Genomic DNA, 15,925 nt, shown 5'->3' with positions numbered 1-15,925 from the left:
AATTCGAAACCGGAACAACTTCCCACGCAGCACCCCCTGTGGAGGAATCAACCCCCACAAATTGGGACGGTTCACAGCTGGAGGGCTGCGACGCGGGCGTTGACGCCGGCGAGGGTGCGGCCCCCGTGGTGTTCGAGGCCGGGTCGGCCCTTGAGGGTGTCAAAGACGGATTCGATCCATTGCCGGACGCCGCCGGATTTGCCGAAGCGTGGATTCTCGTCCCCGCGGTCGGGCCGGATCACTGTGGTGCCGAGGACGTCGGTGATTGGTCGTTCGAAGTCGCGGCCGGCGACGGCCAGACCGGCCGGCCGGCGACGGCCAGGCCGACCAGGCCACCCGGGGATGACCTGTCCTTCGCGGATGAGGTGGCCGTCGAGTTCCAGGAGGGCTTGGGTGACCCCGCGTTCGCCGATTTTCGGGTTGCCCAGGCCCCAAAGGTACGGCGTCCCGTCCAGTTGCCGATCAGGCCGAGCCCCAATCCCCAGAAGTACCGAGAACACGAGCCGCAGCACCCGTGCGCGGCACGGCCAGGCGAGGCGATCCCGCAGCGCCCAGGATGCGTTTTCGGCCCGGGCCCGGGAGCCTGTCAGGCCAAGGTCCGGCGTGATCTGGTCCAGGATCTGGTCTGTGGGAAAGGCTTACAGTGTAGTCAGAGGCGAAGCCCCACCGATTGAGACTTCCCAAGTCCGGCCTAACACCCTCCGAGCTACTGCAGAGACACCCACGCCATCGACGGCAATACGACTGGCCCGCCCAGGCGGCAGTCCTGGCCGCAGGACAGCCCCTACCGCGGCACCACAAAGTGCGTGACGCGGGCATCCTGTCCGTCCAGCGTGGCCCAGTCGCCGCCGTGCTCGAGCACCGTGAACGCACTGGTCGGGTAGCCGTTGGCCATGTTCATGTAGGCGTCCTGGTCCGAGTCGCGGGAGGCGAGCGTGAGCGCCAGCTCCTGGACGCCGGGCATGTGGCTGATCACCATGAGCGTCGTGACGGTTTCCGGCACGTGGTTGACCACCGAGAGCATGCGCCGGGGGCTGGCGGCATAGAGCCCCTGCTCCAGCTTGGGCGTGGGCGCCTTGTCGCCAAGCTGCTGGCACACCCAGGTGCAGGTCTGCCGGGTGCGCAAGGCGGAGGAGCACAGGATGAAGTCCGGCACAATCCCGTGCTCCAGCAGCCACTTCCCGGCCAGCGGCGCCTCGTGGTGCCCTCGCTGGGCCAGCGGCCGCTCGTGGTCCTCGACGCCCAGGGGCCAGGCCGCCTTCGCATGGCGCATCAGGACCAGCCGCTTGATGTGGTGTTCGCTCATGCTGCAAGTTTAGTGAGCGAAACCCCGGCGCACGACGCCGGATGGGCACCCGGGTGCCCATCCGGCGTCGTGCGCTGGGCCTAGATGGAATATTCAGGGGCCGCCCACACGACGACCTCGGGGTGCTCGTAGAAGCGGTAACCCTCACCGCGGACGGTGCGGACCGTGTTGGCGAGGCGGCCCAGCTTGGAGCGGAGGCGGCGGATGTGGACATCGATGGTGCGCTCGTTGGGCACCTCGTCGGCGTTGCCCCAAAGCCCCTCGAGGAGCTCGTCGCGGCCCACGGTGCGGGTGCCATTTTCCACCAGGTAGTTCAGCAGCTCGAATTCCTTGAACGTCAGGTTCAGGGTCTCGCCGTCCAGGTGGACTTCGCGGCGGGCCAGGTCGATCAGGACGCCGGTGGGGCGCCGCTCGGCGGCAACGGGGACGCGGACCGGTTCCTGGCGCTGGCGGCTGGCCACGGTGGGGTCGCCGAAGGTGGAGCGGACCACGTCGAGCGGGCTGCCCACGGCGTCCGACGGCGCGATGGCCACCGCGGCGTAGCTCTGGGCCTGCGGGACCAGGGATTGGGCATAGGCACGGATGTCCTGGGCGAGCTTGGCCAGGGACGTTCCGGCTGCGGCGGCGGTGTCCTCGTCCACGCCCACGTACAGGACGAAGCCGCGGGCCACGTTGTCCGGGCTGACGCCGCGCAGGGTGTCGCTGCCGGCAATGACGGGGGTGGGTGCCGTCATGGGTGATGCCTCGGGGACGGCGCGCAGCCGTACGGCGGCCGCGTCGGCATCCCGGCGGTAGGCCGCCGGGTTGCCGTAGGGTGCCTGCTCCTGGCCGGCGGGACGAAACTGCGGGGCGGCCGATGCGCCTCGGGCGACGGCCTTGGCTGCGTTGCGGACTGAGATGTGGACGTATCCGGATGCGACTGACATTGAACTACCTCGGTGTATGGCCGTCGGGGACGGCGCGAATGCTTTCCTCGTGTCCTGGGGGGCCAGAACTAAATGCCCCGTGAGGGGCTGGCCATGGGGCCGAAAAACGCCTGGACTGGGGGTGTGCCCTAGGCCTGCATTCGACAACGACAGTGCTGCCGTTCGCCTACGTTGTAGGTGGTGGTGGCTGCGGCTGCAGAATTCACTGAGTGGGTGTTCACAAGCCCAGTGTCCTACGTAATAAAAGGAACTCGCAAGTAACAAAGGGTCCAAACGTCCACATTATGAGATATTGACGCGATTTGTGATAAAGCTAACATGGCTAATTTTGCCTCACATTAGCCGCGTAATGCGTTTGACGTTGAACTTATCAACACGAAATGACCGCTTCAGGTTAATTCATTCGCCATCAAGGCACAATTTGGCGAATTAGTTCACACGCTTCCCCTGCGGCTGTCCCGGGACGGGAAAATCGCTCCGTCGGCGCACAGGTTGTGGCAGGAAAAAGATGTTATGGGGCTCCGGTTGCGCCGTGCGGGCGGACTCGGCCGGCGGCCCGCGCCGCTACCGGTGCAGGGCATGGGCTGCCGTGAACGGCCGCAGCGAACGCACCTGGTCGCGGAGCCGGACGTGATTGCGGCGGTTCATCAGGACCAGTGCGACCAACCCGGAGGCGAAGGCCACCACCGCACCGATCCCGAGCGACCAGCGGGCGCCAAACTCGGTGGCGATCCACCCCACCAGCGGCGCGCCGATCGGCGTCCCGCCCTGCAGCACCACCATGTAGACCGCCAGCACGCGACCGCGCATGGCGGAGTCCGTGGTCAGCTGGACGGTGGTGTTGCAGGCGTTCATGAATGTCAGGGAGGCCAGGCCCACGGGGACCAGCGCCAACGCATACAGCGCATAGCTGGGCATGAACGCGGCGATCGCCACGGTCACGCCAAACGCCAGGGCGCCACCCACGATGTAGAGCATCCGCATCCTCTTGCGGCGTGCCGCCAGCAGTGCGGCGGCGAGCGTTCCGACGGCCATCACGGATCCCAGCAGCCCGTACTCGCCGGGGCCCAGATGGAAGATGCTGGTGGCCATCAGGGCGTTGGTGATTTGGAAGTTCATGCCAAATGTTCCCACCATGAACACCAGGCCCATGATCATCATGAGGTCGGGGCGCTGGCGGATGTAGCGGAAGCCTTCCCGGATCTGGCCCCTGCCCCGCGGCACGCGCACCACCGGCTGAAGCTCGGCGACGCGCATGCGCCACAGCGAGAAGATCACGGCAGCGAAGCTGGCAGCGTTAATAAGGAAGGCCGGACCCGTTCCGAACAGGGCAATCACCAGGCCGGCGACGCCAGGACCCACCAGGCGTGCCAGGTTGAAGGAGGCGCTGTTGAGGGCGACGGCGTTGGGCACGTCCTCCTTCGCGACGACTTCGGAGACAAATGCCTGCCGCGACGGGGCGTCGAAGGCGCTGGCCACGCCGAGGAGGAAGGCCAGGAGGTACACGTGCCAGAGCTCAACCGTGTGCGTGACCACCAGCAGCCCCAGGAGCAGGGCGCAAAGGCCCATGGCCGTTTGGGTGCAGAGCAGGAGCCTGCGCTTGTTGACGCGGTCCCCCAGCAGCCCGGCGAACGGACCCAGGAAGACGATCGGGAGGAACTGCAGCCCCGTGGTGATCCCGGCGGCCGTACCGGAGTTGTGTGTCAGCACGGTCAGGACCAGCCAATCCTGGGCCACGCGCTGCATCCAGGTGCCGATGTTGGAAACCAAAGCCCCGGTCACCCAGAGCCGGTAGTTGAACACCTTCAGGGCGCGGAACATGGAATTCACTTGGCGCTCATCTCCTGCAGGATCCGGGCTGCCTCGTGGAGCGTGGCGCGTTCTTCGGCGGACAGCCCCGCAACGCGCTTGGCCAGCCACTGCGTCCTCCGGGACCGGGCCCGCTGCAGAATGGCGGTGCCGGCGTCCGTCACGTGGACGAGGACCTGGCGCCGGTCCTGCGGATTGTCGCCGCGGGTAACGAAGCCGGCAGCCTCGAGGCCGTTGACAATCCGGGTCATGGACGGCGCCTGGATCTGCTCACGCTCGGCCAGCTCCCCCACGGTCAGTGGCCCGTTGAGTATCCCGGCCAGAACCGAATACTGGCCTGGGCTGATGTCGCGGGAGGCCGCTTCGGCGCGCAGCCGTCGGGACGTGCGCATGACGGCAATGCGCAGTTCGGCGGCAAGTGCGCCCGCCCCCGCAGGACGCCTCGCTGCCGGCGCCTTGACAGGGCCCGCGGCCGCCGCGTTCGTTGCACACCCGGGCGAAGCGGGGCTGGCCGGGGGGGCGGCCGGTGGTTCCGGCGTCGTGGGTCCGGTCACAGTGCCGGCGGGTGTTTGAGTCATCGCTTGTATCAACCTGATGCCATAAGTTTCGTGTATTCCGTTACTTAGCATAGGTCATTAGCATTGCTAAGTAAATGCCTGTCAACCCTTTGCCGTTACCAAAATGTGACAATGCTGCCCGGTTTCTGTAACGTGGGTGGGGTGCCCGCCGAGCCACCCACGGTTCCTTGGCACAAATGGACGGTTCGCCGAGCTCTGCCGCCGCCCATTTTCCCGTTCACACATGTGGCAGAGACGGGGGACCCAATCTTTGCGGGCCTCCTACCCATGGAAGCCCTTGGGGTTAAGCCGATTGCGCGTGCAGCTGCTGTGCGCCGCCCGGCCGGATGCTCTCATCCGTTCCCGACAGCTCACCTCGCAGGCGTCGAGAGGCCCTATTCTTATGTCTTCAGCACCCCAGCACGGCCGTCGCCGCGCCGAACCCGCCAGCAGGAAATCCCGCCGCGAGGCACTCGCCCAGGAGGCCGCGGCCACAAAAACCGGAGGCCCGGCACGTCGCATGGCCGTTGTCGCCGTCGCAGCCGCGCTGCTGGCCGGCGGAGGGCTGGCCCAGGCGTCAGCCAACGGTGTTCCCGGCGGGCTTGCGGCGGCGAGCCTGGTTTCCGGCGCCGACGCCACGCCGCCGGCTGTGTCCGCCCCGTCGGACATCGCCGTCTCCTTCTCGCGCATCGACGTCAGTTCCGTGGCCAAGGCCAAGGCCCCGGCTGTCAAGAGCCAGTCGGACGCCGTGACCCGTGTTGCCACGCCCGCCAAGGCGGCCCCGGTCCTGGTGGACGACCCCGCGGCGGCCAAGGCCTACGCCGCCGGCCAGCTGGCCGCCAAAGGCTGGGGCCAGGACCAGATGAACTGCCTGAACCTGCTGTGGACCCAAGAGTCCAGCTGGCTGACATCGGCGGAAAACGCCTCCAGCGGCGCCTACGGGATTGCCCAGTCACTCCCGGCCGAGAAGATGGCCATCTCCGGGGCGGACTACCGCACCAGCTTCAAGACGCAGATCCGCTGGGGACTGACGTACATCGAGGGCCGCTACGGCAGCCCCTGCGGCGCCTGGGCCCAGGAAGTGGCCGTCGGCTGGTACTGACAGGCCCCCAGGGCTCGAAATAACGCGAAAACGGGGCCAACTCGCGAGTGCGGTGATTTTACTCACCGCACTCGCGAGTTGGCCCCGCCTTGGTTGAAACGGCTAGTCGACAACCCCGTACAGCCGGTCGCCGGCGTCGCCCAGGCCCGGCACAATGTAGGACTTTTCGTTCAGGCCCTCATCAATCGACGCCAGCACCACGTGGACGTTGTCCCGCCCGCCGTGTGCTGCCTCAAGCCGCGCCAGGCCCTCCGGGGCGGCAAGCAGGCAGATGCAGGTGATGTCAGCGGCGCCGCGGTCAAAGAGGAACCTGAACGCCTCGATCAGCGTGCCGCCGGTCGCCAGCATGGGGTCCAGCACATACACCTGCCGGCCGGTCAGGTCCTCGGGCAGGCGTTCGGCGTAGGTGATGGCCTCGAGGGTTTCCTCGTTGCGGGCCATGCCCAGGAAGCCGACTTCGGCCGTCGGCAGCAGGCGCGTCATGCCCTCGAGCATGCCCAGCCCGGCGCGCAGGATAGGCACCACCAGGGGCGTCGGCTTGACCAGCCCTGTACCCACCGTCGGCCCCACGGGCGTTTCGATGTTGACCGGCTCCACGCGCACTTCGCGGGTCGCCTCGTAGGCCAGCAGGGTGACAAGTTCTTCGGTCAGCTGGCGAAATACCGGCGACGGGGTGGTCTTGTCCCGCAGGACGGTCAACTTGTGGGCAATCAGCGGATGATCCGCAACCAGTACGCGCATAGATAAAAGCTACCATTGAGCCGTGTCCCCCTTATCAAATTCCCGCCAGGCCGAGACGCCCGCCACGGCACGGCACGCCGGGTGGATGGGCCTGGCCCTGGCGGAGGCCCGGCGCGCCCTGGACACAGGCGACGTGCCCATCGGCGCCGTCGTGCTGGGGCCCGACGGCGGCGTGCTGGGTGTGGGGCGCAACGAACGGGAGGCGCGGGGCGACCCGACCGCACATGCCGAGATGGTCGCCATCCGGGAAGCTGCCCGGCGGCTGGGCGGGTGGCGGCTGGAGGGCTGCACCCTGGTGGTCACGCTGGAACCATGCACCATGTGTGCCGGTGCCATTGTGCTGGCGCGGGTGCCGACAGTGGTCTTTGGCGCCTGGGATGAGAAGGCCGGGGCCGCCGGATCGGTGTTCGACGTCCTCCGCGAGCGCCGCCTCAACCACTGGGTGGAAGTGTTTCCGGGGGTGCGCGGGGACGAATGCGCGGCGCTGCTGACGGACTTCTTCGGCGGCCACCGGTAGCGACCCGCCTCAGGGCCCCATCAGAAGCTTCCGGATCGGCGGCGCGCACGGCGCCCGTTCAAACGCGGCCCCGGGTCGTCCCGGCCCACCCGGTTGTTCCGCCCGGTGTGGTCGCACCGGTCCAGGGTGCAGGGGTACGCCGCCACGGCGGGCCCACGGCTCAAACCGCGGCGTTCAGCATGTCGATCCGCTGTTGCCGGCTCGACGGCGAGTCCAGGCTGTTGCTGCGGAAGTCGCCCAGGTCCTCGCGGATGTATGCCTCGACCTCCTTGATCCTGTGCGCCACGGCCGTGGTGGGTGCGTCGAAGAGCCAGCGGGCGATGCGTCCCTCGCCGGGGTCGTACTGCCACAGGCCGATGATCCGGCCGCGGTCCACGATCGGATGGTCCGGAAGGTCCGCCTGCAGGGCCAGCCGGGCGCTGCCGAGCTGGCGCTCCCGGGCCTCCTCCGCGAAGTGCCCGGCGGCGTTGCGCCGCAGCAGGAAGAGGGAGTCGCTGCCGGCCAGGAGCTGGATCTGCTCCTCGGCGGGCGCCCTGAAGCCTTCCCGCGCGTCGGCATCGGCGGGCAGCATCCACAGCCCGTCAACCTCCACGGCGCCGGCATCCGCGAGCGCGGCCTTGGTCTGGGCCACGGTAAACGCGGTGAACCACTGGGTCTGCTTGAGCGTGGCTCCGCCGGTCCAGCCCAAGTATCGTTCCATCAGCCGGGTTCGGACCTGCTCCGGCGTGAGGGCGGCCGCCTCCAGCCCCCACGCCGTGTATCCGTAGCGCTGCTGGTCCAGCCGGCCGTTGACGGGTACGCGCCGGATGCGCCCGTCCGCCTGCAGCAGCCCCAGCGCGGCGGGAAGCGTGGTGGACGCGCCCTTCTTCTTTCCGGCCTCGCCCAGGCTGCGCACGGCGTCGCCCAGCCTGTCCTTGAGTTCCTTGGGGTCCATGGCACCGGAGCCCTGGGGGCCGACGCCGGAGCCCAGAACCTCGAGCACGGCGCCTTCCAGCGCGGCCAGTTCCGAGCGGGGCACGTCCAGCTTGTCCAGCACCTTGGCCTGCGCCTCGGCGGCGTCCCGGCCCAGGGCCAGCGCCCACGCGAAGTCGTCCGCGCCCAGCACATAGGTGCAGCCACGCGCCGTCGGCAGTTCATGGATGCTCAGTGCGGCGACGTCGGCGTCGGCCTGCTCCCGGCGGACGCCGGCGCGGCAGAACAGTGTCAGGTAGGGAGTGGCGCCGCCCACGGACCGGGCCCAGCCGGCCCGGCGCAGGACGTCCGCGGCACCTCTCCCTTCCAGCGATCCGTCCAAACCCTGCCTGTGCCAGCTCCAGGCACGCTGCGTTGCACTGTCCATGCCACCATCCTGCCCCACCGCCTCCGCCCGGCACCCGTCCGGAAGCCCCGCATTTTTGAACTGACCGTTCCAACCGGTAGTATCTTCCGAGTTGGTGACGTGTCCGAGCGGCCGAAGGTGCAACACTCGAAATGTTGTTCAGGTGAGAGCCTGACGTGGGTTCAAATCCCACCGTCACCGCCAAGTGAAGAGGCGCCCGCATCGCAAGAATTGACGGCGATGTGGGCGCCTTTTGTCTTTGTGCATTCCCGTCCGGCGGCTACCGCCACGGGACCGCTCTGCTACGTGTCGCAGGACATGCCGTCATTGTCCGGGTCCATCCCCGCGCGGCATCCCTGGCTGCCTTTCGCTAAGGGGCAGCCCCAGCAGCCTTCGCCGCTGTGCAGCGGGCACAGTACACCGAGGGTCCGGCACGTCACCCGCCGGACCGACGGCGCCTGTGTGGCCGGGGCCTGCTGTTGCTGCTCGGCATCCTGCTCCGCCGCCACCCTGACGGATTCGTCGGCAGCTATCTGGTCGCCGGCTGCCCTGCCGGGTGCGGACTTCTGGGTGGCCGCGGCACTTGCTTCGGCCTTCGCATTGGCTTCGGATCGCCCGGCGGGCACGGCATCCGAATCCCGCTCCGTCGTCCAGACAAGTGTTCAGGTTTGGTCGGGGGGCCCAAGTCAGTTCGGCGCCGGATTCCAGAACGGTGTCCCTCCTCCGTTTCGCAGGGCGGTGAGCAGGACAGTCCCGGTGGTAGGCCTGGGCTCAGGACTGGCGGTGGACGATCCGGTGGCGTTGGACGCCAGCCGGTCCGCAACAAGGGGCCACGGACCGCGATCGACGACCTTGAAATAGCGGCCGCTGAACACTTTGATGGGTACAGCCAGTGGCCACAGTCACGAAGGGATCGGCTAGGTTCCGCCAGTGGAAGCCGAAGTCAACCACAACTCAAAAAGTCCCGCCTTCAAAACGATGGAACGGCTCTGACAAACCCTCCGCCGGACCCGGGGCTTGGCAGGACGATCGCCGCGTCAGGCGCCGGTCCTGGTGTGACCGGCCGCGGTTTCACGCGTGGTGCAGTCAATGACGTGGGCTGTGCCGGCGATTTCCCGCAGGGTAAAGACACCGTCCAGCGCAGCCCTTTGTGACCCGAAAACGGCGGATACGGCGAGTGTGCGCATGAGGTCATCGACTATTTTTATGCGGTAGGCCCCGTCGGTCTCTTGGTGCAGTTCGATTCGTCCAGTCATCTGTTGTCTCCTCGTTGAGCCATGGTTGTGAAGTTGGTCAATGCCCGGCGCCGGCGCTGCCAGGCCGTTCCGGGCACACTGTCCGCCATCCGGTTCACGCCCAGGCGGTAAAACCTCGGGAGCCCCTCGTGGTTGGCGGTGGGCCCGGGGTACTCCCAGTCGCGGGACAGGGGTTTGTGGTGCTGTGGGATGGGCGTTTCTGGGCATTCTTCCCGGGCCAGGGACCCCAAGCCGTAAATCAGCCGGCCCCGGCCGTGTCCGGATGCGTCCCCCACCGGGTGTCCCGGCTGCGGCATGGTCCCCGTGAACGTGCATTCTCGGCCATGCCAACGGGCGCATGGCATCCTGAGCGCCAATCCTTTGGACGTGTGGTGGGGGCCAGGCACCGGTACTTTTTGTGCCGGGTTCCTTGGTGCCGTGGCCAACCGTGCCCGGAAGGCCTTTGCCGCATCGGTCTCGCCGGTGCCTTTCATCGCACGGTCCATGCCCGGGTGCCCCATTCCGGTCGACGAAACAAACGTCGCCGGGCTTCTGCCGGGGATGGCGGAACTGCCGGGATGGCTCATAGCGGCGCATCCAGCTGGAATCCGCAGCGGCACCTAAGCTGGCGGGTTCCAATTGATATCGCCGCCGAGGCACTGCCTTGGCTGCCCGCAGGTGGGCCGAGATGTGAAACGCCAGCCGCGATGTCCTCCATCGGTTCGCCGCAGTGGATGAAGTAGCGTCCGAATTGCAGGACCCCCGGGGCTGTGGCACCCGCGTTGAGCAGCTCGGCCACCTGCTGAACGCTGGCGGCATGGGCGTAGAAGGAGCCGCAGTCAGAACATGAATACTGGATGGAGACAAAGCCCGGCGCCGCAGGATTGACGGCTTCGATGGCCTCAACGAGCAAGTTATTGGCGGTATCACACCCAGAGCAGATGAGTGCTGGGGGACCGGGGCCCTCGATGCCCCCTGGGAGCTTGGCACTGGGCGACGTGGTCATGAAGATTCCTCCGAATGACGTCCGAAAAAGGCCGGACATGAACTCTTAAGTGGTGGCCGGTGCGATCCAGCCACCACTTACCCCCAAAGAACGTGTTTACGCCCCCCAGGGAAGTTCACACAATCATTAGTATTCCAGAAAATAATAGAAATGTGTATGGTTTGCTGTCACTGTTACAGAGCGCTGCGCCGATGTGACACCAGGCGGGTGCAAGCCCCGCTGCGGGCAAGGGTCCATGCCGTGGGAGAGCCGCAGGCGGCCGTGATGCTCATTGCAGGCTTGTTCTCATCCGAGGTTCTCCCATACTTTCTGTGCCGCGGCAGCGTCCTGCTCCCTGCGCCGCAGGGTGCGGCTGAGGGCGTCCATGCGCTCGGCGGCCAAGGCCACCAGTGCGCTGTTGGCGGTTTTGCGCAGGGCCTCCGCTCGCGAGCCGGGCAGCCAGCCGGCCTCCCCCGGCGTGATCAAGCCGGTGGCCACCAAGCCATTGGCGCGGCCCACGCCGGAGATCCGGGCAGAACGGAGGGCCAGTGCGGGCGTGAGCCGGTTGGCCCAGATTTGGGCGGAGAGGTTTTGCGGTGCAATCCCGGCACTTCGGGACAGCTGTTGGCGCAGGTCGGGAGGGCCGATCGCGTCCAGCCACGTCCGCACGGAGGCGCGGTGCGGGATGGGGGAAAGCTTGATCTCGGCCGGGTCGGTGCCGCTGTCCGCTGCCGCACTCCTGGCCAGGATCTCACGGAGCAGGTCCATGTCCGATATTTGGCTCAGCAGTTCAGCATCGGTGGGCGAGGCAGTCCCTTCGGCCAGGTCACGGTAGTCGGGGAACACAGAGAGGGATTCAACCACCGGCAACTGCCGGGAACGGCTGACAGCGACCACCGTGGCCACGGTGACGCGACCGCGACCCAGCTGCTGAGCCAGTGTGGAGCGCTTGATCCCGGCGGCATGGCACACCGCTGCATGGCTCGTCCCGGGCGCCACGTCGTCAAGCCACCGTTGAAAGGACACCGCAGAAACTGTCAAGCCCGGGCTCTCTTCGCTACTGCTTGGATAAGAACGAAAGCCGCGCATCGGCTGTGGCCTCCGCACATGCAGCCGCTGGATGATGGATTCCCAGGTGCGCGGCCCGGCAGGTGTTTTCGGGCAGTGGCCTTAAGAGTCAGCGGTGTCAGGGCAACTGCCGAACCCGAACACTCCGAGGACGCGGATTTGGACACCCTCGCCACAGCATTCTATCTCGCGGCCAATCACTTGTTGAAGACCCCGACAAGATCCGTCCCCAACCCCTCCCCAACCCCGGTCACGGACCCCGGGATCCGGCGCCCGATGAGGACGACGTTGCCGGCGGCCTGTCCACAGCGACCCGGCCTTGCGGCCCCGGGCGATCGGCGCCCCCGCGCGGCACCTGCGGCAACCGCCACAGGACACAGAAAACTCCCAGCAATCTTCCAGCCATACGGGGGACGCACACCGGAGAATTAACCCATGTCCCTACCGATGCACGCCAACGGCCCCGACAAGCTGACCCGCCCCGGCGGCGAGCCCATCCGCGCCCTGGTGGTGGATGACGAGCCGTCGCTGGCCGACCTGATGCGCATGGGGCTTGAGCTGGCCGGCTGGGACATTGCCGTGGCCCACGACGGCCATCAGGCGCTCAAGACAGCCCGCTCCTTCCACCCGGACGTGCTGGTGCTGGATGTCATGATGCCCGGCATGGACGGCGTGGAGCTGCTGGGCCGCATCCGCACCATCTACCCGGACATCCCGGCCCTGTTCCTGACCGCCAAGGATGCCGTGGCGGACAAGCTCACGGGCCTGCACGCCGGCGGTGACGACTACGTGACCAAGCCGTTCAGCATGGAGGAAGTGCTGTTGCGCCTCCACCGGATTGTCCAGCGGGCCGGCGTCACCGCCGCCGACAGCGCCAAGCTGAGGGTGGGCGACCTGGTGCTCAACCGCGACACCCGCGAGGTGTCCCGCGGCGGCACGCCCATTTCGCTGACCACCACCGAGTTCGATCTCCTGCAGTTCCTGATGGAAAATCCGCGCCACGTCCTCAGCAAGTCCCGCATCCTTGACCGCGTGTGGGACTACGACTTCGGCGGCCAGAGCAACATCGTGGAACTGTACATTTCCTACCTGCGCAAGAAAGTCGACGCCGACCGCGAGCCGATGATCCACACCGTCCGCGGGGCCGGCTACGTGGTCAAGCCATGCACCTGATCCCCAGCCGCGCCCAGCTGCGGTCGGCCGCCACCCACGTGGCCCGGCCGGGCCGCTGGCACCTGCGTACCCGCCTGGTGGCCGTCATGCTGGCCCTGCTCACGGTGATCTGCGTCCTGGTGGGCATGATCAGCTACAGCGCCATGAGCATATCGCTGAACAGCCAGCTCGACTCCCAGCTGGCCCAGGCCTCCTCGCGGACCCACGACTTCAACCTGAACAACCCCTCCGGTCCCGACAGCACCAGGCCGGACCCCCTCAACGCCCGCGGCACCGGGGCCGGGCAGCTCAACGCGATCCTCAGCGGCAACTTCCTGCTCACCGGCGGCGTCCTCTCCCCCGCGGGCACGCGCCAGCAGCTGACCGGCAACGACGCCCAACTCCTCGCAGCGCTGCCCACCAACGGAACCACGCGGGATGCAGACCTGTCGATCGGCAACTACCGCCTGCAGTCCGTCACGCTGCCCAACGGAGCTGTCCAGATCACGGGCCTGCCGCTGGGCGCCGTCGAACACACCCTGGCCAAACTGGTGCTGACCATCGTCCTCGTCTCCCTGGCCGGGCTGGTGTTCCTGGGTCTTGCCGGGACCATGATCATCCGGCGGAGCATGGCGCCGCTGGAAAAGCTCTCCGCGGTGGCCACCCGGGTGGCCCAATTGCCGCTCGACGCCGGAGAGGTCGCCTTGAGCGTGCGAGTCCCCGACAGCGCGGCGAATCCGGGCACGGAAGTGGGCAACGTGGGGCATGCGTTCAACGCCATGTTGGACAACGTCTCCCACGCGTTGCAGGCCCGCCAGCGCAGCGAGACGAAGGTGCGCCGTTTTGTGGCCGACGCCAGCCACGAACTGCGCACCCCCCTGACGGCGATCCGCGGCTACACCGAGCTGTTGCAGATGACCGAATCCCTGTCCCCGGACGGCAAGACGTCGCTGGGCCGGGTCACCGCACAGTCGCTGCGCATGGGCCGGCTCGTGGAGGACCTGCTCACGCTCGCCCGCCTGGATGACGGCCAGCCGCTGTCCCTGCGCACGGTGGACGTCACGCCCATCGTCATGGACGCCGTCAGCGACGTCAGGGTGGGCGCGCCCGGCCACCACTGGACCATCGACGTCCCGGACGCTCCCGTGCGGGGCAGGTGCGACGACGGCCAGTTCAAGGCCGTCATGCTGAACCTGCTCTCCAACGCGGCCAAGCACACGCCGGCCGGGACCACTGTCGCGACGAAAGTCTCGCAGGACGGCGACGGCTCCGCGGTGATCACGGTGACCGACGACGGCACCGGCATTGCACCCGAGTTCCAGGACATCATCTTCGACAGGTTCTCCCGCGCGGACACCGCCAGGACCGGCACCCAGGGCAGCACCGGGCTGGGCCTGAGCATTGTGGCCGCGATCATGGAGGCGCACCATGGCAGCGTGGAACTCGCCAGCCGACCCGGCGAGACCAGCTTCACGGTGCGGCTGCCGCCCGTCCCCGCCGGCCAGGCCACGGGGCCGCTTGCCACCGTGCCGCCGGCCGCTCACGAACCGGGGCCGGCGCCGGGGACCCCCGGGCAGCCGCCGTCCGACCTGCCGATTCCCCTCTAGCCTGTTTCCTTCGATAAACTGGCCTCTCCGGTTGATCGAAGGGAGCGGGATGCGTCGCACGCACGCGCCTTTTCGCCTGCTCCGCACCTGTTTCATTGGCGCCACCGTCCTTGGCCTGGCCGCGGCCGCCCACGTGCTTGGCGGCGGATCGCTCCCGGGCCCCGGCATCATGGCCGCCCTGCTGGCCCTCCACACGCTGTGTTCCACGGTGGCCACCACCTTCCGCCTCGGCCTGCCGGCCATGGCGGGCCTGCTGGCCGCCAGCCAGCTGGTGCTCCACGGGGCGTTCGACGCGTTTTCGGCCACCGTCCCCCTGGTCGACGTGCCAGGGGGCGCGCACAACCACTCGCTTTCGGCCGTCGACCAATCCGCGGCCATGCTCCACGCGGCCGGCGCCATGGGCTCCGGCATGGACGGCATGGGCCACGCCGCGGCCCTCTCGGGCTGGATGGGGCCGGCCCACGTCGCGGCGACAATCGCCACGGCCGTGCTTCTGTCGCAGGGGGAAAACGCCCTGTGGGCGCTGGCGAACTGGCTGCGGCCGCTCTGCCGCACGGCCGCCGTCGTACCTCCGCTGCCGGCCAGGCCCGCGGACCCCCGCCTTGTCCCGGCCCCGCTGCCGCGCCAGCCATGGCGCAACCTCCGCCCGGACACGCGCCGCGGACCTCCCGTTCCGGCGGCAGTCCCCGCCTAGCACCCTTCGAAAAATCGCGGGGTGTCCCCTCCCCCCATTTTTTGCGCTTCCTTGCGCCCCCGAAAGGTCTTTCCATGCGTTTTTCCCGCACCCTCACCTCCACCCTCACCCTCGGGGCCACGGCCGGCCTCATGGCGCTGGGCCTTGGCGCCGCGTCGGCCCACGTCGAGGCGACGCCCACCGAGACGGCCGCCGGTTCCTACTCCCTGGTGACATTTTCCGTGAGCCACGGCTGCAACGGCTCACCCACCACCAGCCTGAAGATCACGCTGCCCGGGGAACTGAATTCCGTCACGCCCACGGTCAATCCGAACTGGACCATCAGCGAGGCAACCGAAAAGTTCAGCACGCCCAGGACGCTGGCCGACGGCAGCAAGATCACCGAGCGGACCAGTTCCGTCACGTACACGGCCAAGTCGCCCCTCGACGCCCACCAGCGCGACACGTTCACGCTGTCGCTGCAGGTGCCGGACGCCGTCGGCAAGACGCTGTACTTCCCGGCCCTGCAGAGCTGTGAAAAGGGCGCGACCGACTGGAAGGACGTCCCCGCCGCCGGTGCCTCCGAGGACAGCGTGGCGAACCCCGCGCCGTCGCTGACGGTCACGGCAGCCACCGCGGCCTCAGGTCACGGCTCGCACGGATCCACGGACGGCTCCCCGGCGGTGGAGGCATCCGCCGGCAGCGCGGACGAAAACGACGGCGGCGCCTGGCCGGCCTGGCTCGGCTTCGGCGCGGGCCTGGCCGGACTGGTGCTCGGGGGACTGGCGTTCTGGCGCACCAGCCGCAAGCCCGGCACGAAGTAGCCGCACCGCCCCTTCCCGGACCGCGCCCCCGGCGAGGCGGCGAACACGGTCGGGACCCCCTCCCAACCTCCGGAGGGGGCCCCGGCGATTTTCGGCTGCCCCTGC

The 15,925-nt window shown here is 68.0% G+C and carries 15 protein-coding genes, 1 tRNA gene, 1 pseudogene and 1 riboswitch; of the genes and pseudogenes, 7 read left to right on the top strand and 10 right to left on the bottom strand.

Translation table 11 applies throughout. The features are described from left to right. Positions 1-83 precede the first annotated feature (83 nt). The 5 genes and pseudogenes from G6034_RS12805 to G6034_RS12785 all read right to left on the bottom strand — a co-directional run. Positions 84-529, bottom strand: a pseudogene (locus tag G6034_RS12805) (transposase family protein); the annotation flags it as partial. A gap of 255 nt (positions 530-784) precedes the next feature. Further along, complete coding sequence (locus G6034_RS12800) at positions 785-1,306, bottom strand: SixA phosphatase family protein (protein ID WP_176635494.1); 522 nt, start codon at positions 1,304-1,306, stop codon at positions 785-787. A gap of 80 nt (positions 1,307-1,386) precedes the next feature. Continuing rightward, complete coding sequence (locus G6034_RS12795; RefSeq protein ID WP_176635493.1) at positions 1,387-2,232, bottom strand: winged helix-turn-helix domain-containing protein; 846 nt, start codon at positions 2,230-2,232, stop codon at positions 1,387-1,389. 564 nt (positions 2,233-2,796) lie between these two features. Continuing rightward, a complete protein-coding gene (locus tag G6034_RS12790) occupies positions 2,797-4,053 on the bottom strand; it encodes an MFS transporter (RefSeq protein ID WP_176635504.1) in 1,257 nt (418 codons plus the stop codon). A gap of 5 nt (positions 4,054-4,058) precedes the next feature. Further along, the gene (locus G6034_RS12785) at positions 4,059-4,619 is read right to left on the bottom strand and encodes a MarR family transcriptional regulator (protein WP_176635492.1); all 561 of its coding nucleotides are present in this window, start codon (positions 4,617-4,619) and stop codon (positions 4,059-4,061) included. Between the two features lie 192 nt (positions 4,620-4,811). Further along, positions 4,812-4,995, top strand: a riboswitch (cyclic di-AMP (ydaO/yuaA leader). A gap of 6 nt (positions 4,996-5,001) precedes the next feature. On the opposite strand from G6034_RS12785, the gene G6034_RS12780 reads away from it, so the two are divergent. Beyond that, positions 5,002-5,700: an aggregation-promoting factor C-terminal-like domain-containing protein gene (locus G6034_RS12780; protein ID WP_176635491.1), complete on the top strand. Its 699-nt coding sequence runs from the start codon at positions 5,002-5,004 to the stop codon at positions 5,698-5,700. Positions 5,701-5,802: 102 nt separating this feature from the next. On the opposite strand, the gene upp is transcribed toward G6034_RS12780, so the two are convergent. Beyond that, positions 5,803-6,441: a uracil phosphoribosyltransferase gene (gene upp / locus G6034_RS12775; RefSeq protein ID WP_176635490.1), complete on the bottom strand. Its 639-nt coding sequence runs from the start codon at positions 6,439-6,441 to the stop codon at positions 5,803-5,805. A 22-nt stretch (positions 6,442-6,463) separates the two neighbouring features. Here upp and tadA point away from each other — a divergent pair, with 22 nt between their 5' ends. After that, on the top strand, positions 6,464-6,958 hold the full coding sequence (tadA, locus tag G6034_RS12770; RefSeq protein ID WP_343038042.1) for a tRNA adenosine(34) deaminase TadA: 495 nt from the start codon (positions 6,464-6,466) through the stop codon (positions 6,956-6,958). A gap of 160 nt (positions 6,959-7,118) precedes the next feature. Here the strand turns inward: tadA and G6034_RS12765 are convergent, their stop codons facing one another. Continuing rightward, complete coding sequence (locus G6034_RS12765; RefSeq protein ID WP_176635489.1) at positions 7,119-8,297, bottom strand: DNA glycosylase AlkZ-like family protein; 1,179 nt, start codon at positions 8,295-8,297, stop codon at positions 7,119-7,121. A 93-nt stretch (positions 8,298-8,390) separates the two neighbouring features. Here G6034_RS12765 and G6034_RS12760 point away from each other — a divergent pair. Next, positions 8,391-8,480: transfer RNA gene (locus G6034_RS12760), tRNA-Ser, on the top strand. A gap of 833 nt (positions 8,481-9,313) precedes the next feature. Here the strand turns inward: G6034_RS12760 and G6034_RS12755 are convergent. The 3 genes from G6034_RS12755 to G6034_RS12745 all read right to left on the bottom strand — a co-directional run bounded on the left by G6034_RS12755 (position 9,314) and on the right by G6034_RS12745 (position 11,537). Further along, positions 9,314-9,532 (bottom strand): hypothetical protein, encoded by a 219-nt coding sequence (locus G6034_RS12755; protein WP_176635488.1) that lies wholly within the window; start codon positions 9,530-9,532, stop codon positions 9,314-9,316. 562 nt (positions 9,533-10,094) lie between these two features. After that, entirely contained in the window at positions 10,095-10,517 is a 423-nt protein-coding gene (locus G6034_RS12750; RefSeq protein ID WP_176635487.1) for a hypothetical protein, read from the bottom strand. A gap of 285 nt (positions 10,518-10,802) precedes the next feature. After that, the gene (locus G6034_RS12745) at positions 10,803-11,537 is read right to left on the bottom strand and encodes a hypothetical protein (protein WP_176635486.1); all 735 of its coding nucleotides are present in this window, start codon (positions 11,535-11,537) and stop codon (positions 10,803-10,805) included. 462 nt (positions 11,538-11,999) lie between these two features. Here G6034_RS12745 and G6034_RS12740 point away from each other — a divergent pair, with 462 nt between their 5' ends. From G6034_RS12740 to G6034_RS12725, 4 genes are all read left to right on the top strand, one after another. Then, positions 12,000-12,737, top strand: coding sequence for a response regulator transcription factor (locus G6034_RS12740; RefSeq protein ID WP_281375475.1), 738 nt, complete (start codon positions 12,000-12,002; stop codon positions 12,735-12,737). Continuing rightward, entirely contained in the window at positions 12,728-14,323 is a 1,596-nt protein-coding gene (locus G6034_RS12735) for a sensor histidine kinase (RefSeq protein ID WP_176635485.1), read from the top strand. Before G6034_RS12740 ends, G6034_RS12735 begins: the two co-directional genes overlap by 10 nt. A 49-nt stretch (positions 14,324-14,372) precedes the next feature. Then, entirely contained in the window at positions 14,373-15,017 is a 645-nt protein-coding gene (locus tag G6034_RS12730; protein WP_176635484.1) for a hypothetical protein, read from the top strand. Between the two features lie 74 nt (positions 15,018-15,091). Then, the gene (locus tag G6034_RS12725) at positions 15,092-15,820 is read left to right on the top strand and encodes a YcnI family copper-binding membrane protein (RefSeq protein WP_176635483.1); all 729 of its coding nucleotides are present in this window, start codon (positions 15,092-15,094) and stop codon (positions 15,818-15,820) included. The last annotated feature ends 105 nt before the right edge of the window (positions 15,821-15,925 follow it).

It is taken from the genome of Arthrobacter wenxiniae (assembly GCF_013376105.1).
GTDB classification, from domain to species: Bacteria; Actinomycetota; Actinomycetes; order Actinomycetales; family Micrococcaceae; genus Specibacter; species Specibacter wenxiniae.
Note: the sequence above shows the minus strand (reverse complement) of the source record. Positions and strands in the feature narration are given on the sequence as shown.

Bases quoted from the DNA above. Each gene is read 5' to 3' on its own strand.
- G6034_RS12740 (WP_281375475.1), top strand. From the start codon at position 12,000: ATGTCCCTACCGATGCACGCCAACGGCCCCGACAAGCTGACCCGCCCC.
- G6034_RS12800 (WP_176635494.1), bottom strand. From the start codon at position 1,306: ATGAGCGAACACCACATCAAGCGGCTGGTCCTGATGCGCCATGCGAAG.
- G6034_RS12755 (WP_176635488.1), bottom strand. From the start codon at position 9,532: ATGACTGGACGAATCGAACTGCACCAAGAGACCGACGGGGCCTACCGC.
- G6034_RS12735 (WP_176635485.1), top strand. From the start codon at position 12,728: ATGCACCTGATCCCCAGCCGCGCCCAGCTGCGGTCGGCCGCCACCCAC.
- G6034_RS12780 (WP_176635491.1), top strand. From the start codon at position 5,002: ATGTCTTCAGCACCCCAGCACGGCCGTCGCCGCGCCGAACCCGCCAGC.
- upp (WP_176635490.1), bottom strand. From the start codon at position 6,441: ATGCGCGTACTGGTTGCGGATCATCCGCTGATTGCCCACAAGTTGACC.
- G6034_RS12730 (WP_176635484.1), top strand. From the start codon at position 14,373: ATGCGTCGCACGCACGCGCCTTTTCGCCTGCTCCGCACCTGTTTCATT.
- G6034_RS12765 (WP_176635489.1), bottom strand. From the start codon at position 8,297: ATGGACAGTGCAACGCAGCGTGCCTGGAGCTGGCACAGGCAGGGTTTG.
- G6034_RS12785 (WP_176635492.1), bottom strand. From the start codon at position 4,619: ATGACTCAAACACCCGCCGGCACTGTGACCGGACCCACGACGCCGGAA.
- G6034_RS12725 (WP_176635483.1), top strand. From the start codon at position 15,092: ATGCGTTTTTCCCGCACCCTCACCTCCACCCTCACCCTCGGGGCCACG.
- G6034_RS12795 (WP_176635493.1), bottom strand. From the start codon at position 2,232: ATGTCAGTCGCATCCGGATACGTCCACATCTCAGTCCGCAACGCAGCC.
- G6034_RS12750 (WP_176635487.1), bottom strand. From the start codon at position 10,517: ATGACCACGTCGCCCAGTGCCAAGCTCCCAGGGGGCATCGAGGGCCCC.
- G6034_RS12790 (WP_176635504.1), bottom strand. From the start codon at position 4,053: ATGTTCCGCGCCCTGAAGGTGTTCAACTACCGGCTCTGGGTGACCGGG.